The sequence below is a fragment of the uncultured Marinobacter sp. genome, assembly GCF_963974375.1.
In the GTDB taxonomy this organism is placed as follows: Bacteria; Pseudomonadota; Gammaproteobacteria; order Pseudomonadales; family Oleiphilaceae; genus Marinobacter.
Genome location: NZ_CAXBDN010000307.1, coordinates 1 through 4,637, shown reverse-complemented (window position 1 = coordinate 4,637; position 4,637 = coordinate 1). Strand labels below are relative to the sequence as shown.

General features: G+C 58.5%; 5 protein-coding genes. 4 read left to right on the top strand and 1 reads right to left on the bottom strand.

All coding sequences use genetic code 11. The features are described 5' to 3' along the window. Both AAC035_RS18845 and gshA read left to right on the top strand, forming a co-directional pair. The coding region (locus tag AAC035_RS18845; RefSeq protein WP_339806650.1) for a helix-hairpin-helix domain-containing protein at positions 1 to 1,242 on the top strand (1,242 nt) is incomplete at its 5' end. 83 nt (positions 1,243 to 1,325) lie between these two features. Beyond that, positions 1,326 to 2,879: a glutamate--cysteine ligase gene (gshA, locus tag AAC035_RS18840; RefSeq protein ID WP_339806648.1), complete on the top strand. Its 1,554-nt coding sequence runs from the start codon at positions 1,326 to 1,328 to the stop codon at positions 2,877 to 2,879. Here the strand turns inward: gshA and AAC035_RS18835 are convergent. Then, positions 2,876 to 3,316, bottom strand: coding sequence for a flagellar basal body-associated FliL family protein (locus AAC035_RS18835; protein ID WP_339806647.1), 441 nt, complete (start codon positions 3,314 to 3,316; stop codon positions 2,876 to 2,878). The two genes, gshA and AAC035_RS18835, sit on opposite strands and share 4 nt — an antisense overlap. 184 nt (positions 3,317 to 3,500) lie before the next feature. On the opposite strand from AAC035_RS18835, the gene AAC035_RS18830 reads away from it, so the two are divergent. Continuing rightward, complete coding sequence (locus tag AAC035_RS18830) at positions 3,501 to 4,010, top strand: disulfide bond formation protein B (protein ID WP_339806646.1); 510 nt, start codon at positions 3,501 to 3,503, stop codon at positions 4,008 to 4,010. Positions 4,011 to 4,090: 80 nt separating this feature from the next. Then, the gene (rsd, locus tag AAC035_RS18825) at positions 4,091 to 4,570 is read left to right on the top strand and encodes a sigma D regulator (protein WP_339806645.1); all 480 of its coding nucleotides are present in this window, start codon (positions 4,091 to 4,093) and stop codon (positions 4,568 to 4,570) included. The last annotated feature ends 67 nt before the right edge of the window (positions 4,571 to 4,637 follow it).

Genomic DNA, 4,637 nt, shown 5'->3' with positions numbered 1-4,637 from the left:
GTCTGGTGTCGCGAGCACAGGATCGAGCTGGTGGCCATTGACAACGGTACCGCCTCCCGTGAAACCGACAAGCTGGTTTCCGACCTGTGCAAGCGTTACCCGGACCTGAAACTGTCCCGTATCGTGGTCAGCGAGTCGGGGGCGTCCATTTACTCGGCGTCCGAATTTGCCTCCCGTGAACTGCCGGATCTCGATGTCCCCATCCGTGGTGCGGTGTCCATTGCCCGCCGTTTACAGGATCCGCTGGCGGAGCTGGTGAAAATCGAACCCAAGTCCATTGGCGTAGGGCAGTACCAGCACGATGTATCCCAGGTGCAGCTGGCCCGAAGCCTCGACGCGGTGGTGGAAGACTGTGTCAACGGTGTTGGTGTGGACCTGAATACCGCGTCAGCGCCGCTGCTGGCCCGGGTCTCCGGACTGAACCTGACCACGGCCGAGAATATCATTGAATTTCGCAGTCAGCAGGGTGGGTTTCGCAGTCGGCGCCAGTTGCTGGATGTGCCCCGGGTAGGCCCGAAAGCCTTTGAGCAGGCTGCCGGTTTCCTGCGGATCAATCAGGGTGACAACCCCCTTGATCGTTCTGCGGTGCACCCGGAAGCCTATGGCGTGGTCGAGGCCATAGCGAAGAAAAACGGTCGCAAGGTCGCTCAGCTGGTGGGGGATTCAGCCTTTCTGCGTTCCCTGAAGCCAGACGACTATGTCACCGAAAAGTTCGGCGTACTGACGGTACGTGACATTATTTCCGAACTGGAAAAACCGGGCCGGGATCCGCGCCCTGAGTTCCGCTTTGCCAGCTTTCAGGAAGGCGTCGAAACCCTGAATGACCTGAAGCCAGGCATGACCCTGGAAGGCACTGTGAGTAACGTGACCAATTTCGGGGCGTTTGTTGATATCGGCGTTCATCAGGATGGCCTGGTACACATATCGGCGCTGTCTCACGAGTTCGTCAAGGATCCGCGGGAGGTCGTCAAGGCCGGAGACATTGTCAAGGTCAAGGTGATGGAGGTGGATATCCCCCGCAAGCGCATCGCCTTGTCCATGCGCCTGGATGATGTTCCCGGTGAGAGTGGCCGACCGGCCCGTGCAGAAAAAACCACGGGCGATAGAAGTCGGTCTGGCGGAAGCACTCGTAACAGGGGCGGAGCCGCGCCGGCACGGGATTCCCGGGGCTCGTCAGCAGACGGTGCGATGGCCGGTGCGCTGGCCCAGGCACTGGCTGCGGCCCGCAAACCCGGTCGCTGAGGTTGGCCTCTTTTACGGGCCTTTCATGCTAAAGTTTGCAGATCAGCCGGACCGGCTGTTCCGCGTCTATCTAGGAGTCATTCATGGGTGCTTCGCGCCATACCTTGTTTGCACAGTTGAAAGCCGGTGACTGGGACGGTTTCCTGAAGGGGGCAGAAAAGGAGGGGCTGCGGGTTGATCAAAATGGTTACATTGCCCAGACGCCCCATCCGGTGGCGCTGGGGTCGGCGCTGACTCACCCGCAGATTACCACCGACTATTCCGAATCGTTACTGGAGCTGATTACCCCGGTGTGCCGTAACACCGAGGAGATGCTGGAGTCACTGCGGGATATTCACTGGTTTGTTCAGCAGCATCTGGGCGACGAGCTGTTCTGGCCCGCCAGTATGCCTTGTCAGCTGGATGGAGATGAAAGCATCCCCATAGCAACTTACGGTACCTCCAATATAGGTCGCCTGAAGCATGTCTATCGGCAAGGCCTGGCGGTACGTTATGGCCGGATGATGCAGAGCATCGCCGGCGCCCATTACAACCTTTCCCTGCCGGACAGTTTCTGGCAGGTATGGCAGCGTTCGCTGGACAACACGCAGTCCCTGAAGGACTTCAAGTCCGATCAGTATTTCTGGCTGATTCGCAACTTTCGTCGCCGCAGCTGGTTGCTGATGCTGTTGTTTGGTGCATCACCGGCCCTGGATGCCAGCTTTGTCAGTGGCGTGAAGCACCAGCTCAGCCCGCTGGGCAACGAGACCTGGTACGGCCAGCAAGCCACGTCCCTGCGGATGAGCGACCTGGGCTATCACAATAACGCCCAGTCTTCCCTCAACATCTGTTTTAACGAGCTGAGCACCTATACCCAGACACTTGATAGGGCTATCCACACACCGTGGCCAGCCTATGAAGCCATAGGCACCCGCCGTGGTGACGAGTTTATCCAGATCAATACCAGCATTCTGCAGATCGAAAACGAGTATTACAGCTCGGTCCGTCCGAAGCGCACCACTGAACGGGCAGAAAAACCAATACAGGCTCTGGAAAGCCGGGGCGTCGAATATGTTGAGGTGCGTTGCCTGGATCTGGATCCTTTCTCGCCGGTGGGACTGACCGCACCCCAGATCGATTTTCTCGACTTGTTTCTGCTGGGCTGTCTGCTTCATGACAGTCCGCGCATCGGGGATCTGGAGTGCAATCGTCTGGACGATAACTACAAGGACGTGGTTGACCGGGGCCGAGCTTCGGACCTGATGCTGGAGTGGGGCGGAGCCTCAGTGGCTCTCTCCGATGCGGCCCGCCAGGTTGTCGACGACCTGGCGCCGCTGGCCGAGTTACTGGATAGCTGGCAACAGGGGAACCGGTATGGCAATGCGCTGGCTGTGCAGCAGGAAAAGCTGGCGAATCCGGAGCTGCTGCCGTCGCAGCGTGTCATGGATGCCATGTCGGCAACCGGTCAGGGACACCGGGAATGGACGCTGGAGCTGTCCCGTCAGCATCAGCAAAGCCTGCGTGCCGCAGCACCCGGCGCAACCTCACTGGCTGCTTTTGAGCAGATGAGCCGTGATTCTCTGGCAGAGCAGGCCCGTATGGAAGCCGAGCCTCAGCCGGAATTTGGCGTGTTCCTCGAAGACTACCTCAAAGCCTAGCGCTGAATGACAAACGTGGTAAACAGCACATCGGTCACCTGTTCACCGGTCTGCTGTTCTTCCATCACAGCATTGATACGAAGTATGGCTTCTTCGCGGAGTGAGCGTTGCCCCTCCGTCGATGAAAGCTGATCCAGATCCTGCTGTTCTCCAAAAAGCATGACCAGTTCATGGCGGAGCCTCGGCATGTGGGTTTCAATAGCGGCTTCGGCTGTTTCTGTGGCGACCCGCAAGGTGATGTCTGTTTTCAGATAGCTGGGTCGCTCGGCGGGCGGACCGATATGGGTTACGAATGCCGGCGACATATCGACATAGGCCGTATAGCGTGGCGCTTCCGGTTCCGTTTCAGTCGGGGTTTCATCCTGCGCTATCGCAGCTGACGCAAACAGCAGGGAGGCGATGAACAGGGCTGGCCAGCGAAGTAGGAGTCGTTTCATAGGGTACTTGTGTTGCCCGTTTATTTGTTGGAACCTGTGGCGGCCGCCGCGCTTCCGTGATCAGGGGGGCGAAGCGCTCCACGGGCCTGGTGTGCCGGCCAGAACCGGCGCGTTAGATAATGAGAATAACAGGACACCGAAAGTCCTGCAGCCATTCACGTCCATTCTAGAGGTTGATTGAACCATGCGCCGACTGATTTTCCTGCTGGCTTTTTTGGTGCCTGCCGTATTGCTGGCGGTGGCGTTCTATATGGAGTACGTCATGGGGCTTGAGCCTTGCCCGCTATGCTGGCTGCAGCGGTTTGCCTTTATGGCGGTTGGGCTGGTTGGCCTGATCGCGCTGTTGCACAATCCCGGCAACGTGATGGGACGTGTCTATGGTCTGCTGCTGGCGGTGTTTGCCGGTGTCGGGGTTGGTCTGGCGGGCCGTCAGCTCTGGCTGCAAAGCCTGCCACCCGACCAGGTGCCCGCCTGCGGACCATCAGTGGAGTACATGCTGGAAGTGTTTCCACTGATGGATGTGCTGATGACGGCCATGCGCGGTACCGGTGATTGTGCGGTCGTTTCCTGGCGTTTCCTGGGACTGAGTATTCCCGGCTGGACGGCGGTTTTCTTCGTGCTGATCATTCTTGCCGGGCTCGCAATTCTGTTCGGCGCTGTTCGCAGCCGCAGGTCTCAGGGCTGGATGAACTGAGGCTTGCCCCTGCGGAGCTGATTGGGGTAACTTGACGGACAATCCTGACAATTGCACGCTCAGAAACGCCGGGAGGCACCATGTTAGAGAATTGCCGTAATGCGAAGGAGCGCTGGGGAGGCGTAAGCGATCTTATCGACCGTTGGCTCAAGGAGCGGCAGGAGCTGCTGGTGCATTATTGCGACGTCTCTGATACCGCCAGAATATCGGCACCCTCAGCCCTCAGAGGTGCTCTGGAACATTTGTGTGAGGTGTTGGTGGACTATGTGTCAGCCGGGCACTTCGAGGTCTACGAGCAGCTGATTCAGGAAGCCAGAGAGTTTGATGATGGCGGTGCTGAGCTGGCCGAAAAAATATACCCGAAAATCACGGAAACCACCGGCGTGGTTCTGGATTTTAACGAGCGGCTGGACGGTGGGCCAGAAACCCGCAGCCAGGAAGAGCTGATGGCTGAGTTATCTCGGCTGGGGGAGTCTCTCGAAACCCGCTTCGAGCTTGAGGACTTCCTGATTGAGCATCTGCACAATGTTCACGGCGGCCGGGTGATGTCGTCTGCCTGAGGTCTTAGGTCACGGGGCCGCCTGACAGGCACCCGTGACCCGTCCTAAAATACGTTGACGGTTTTTG

What these genes read in the sequence shown, in the direction of transcription:
- gshA (WP_339806648.1), top strand. Translation starts at nt 1,326, where the DNA reads ATGGGTGCTTCGCGCCATACCTTGTTTGCACAGTTGAAAGCCGGTGAC.
- AAC035_RS18830 (WP_339806646.1), top strand. Translation starts at nt 3,501, where the DNA reads ATGCGCCGACTGATTTTCCTGCTGGCTTTTTTGGTGCCTGCCGTATTG.
- AAC035_RS18835 (WP_339806647.1), bottom strand. Translation starts at nt 3,316, where the DNA reads ATGAAACGACTCCTACTTCGCTGGCCAGCCCTGTTCATCGCCTCCCTG.
- rsd (WP_339806645.1), top strand. Translation starts at nt 4,091, where the DNA reads ATGTTAGAGAATTGCCGTAATGCGAAGGAGCGCTGGGGAGGCGTAAGC.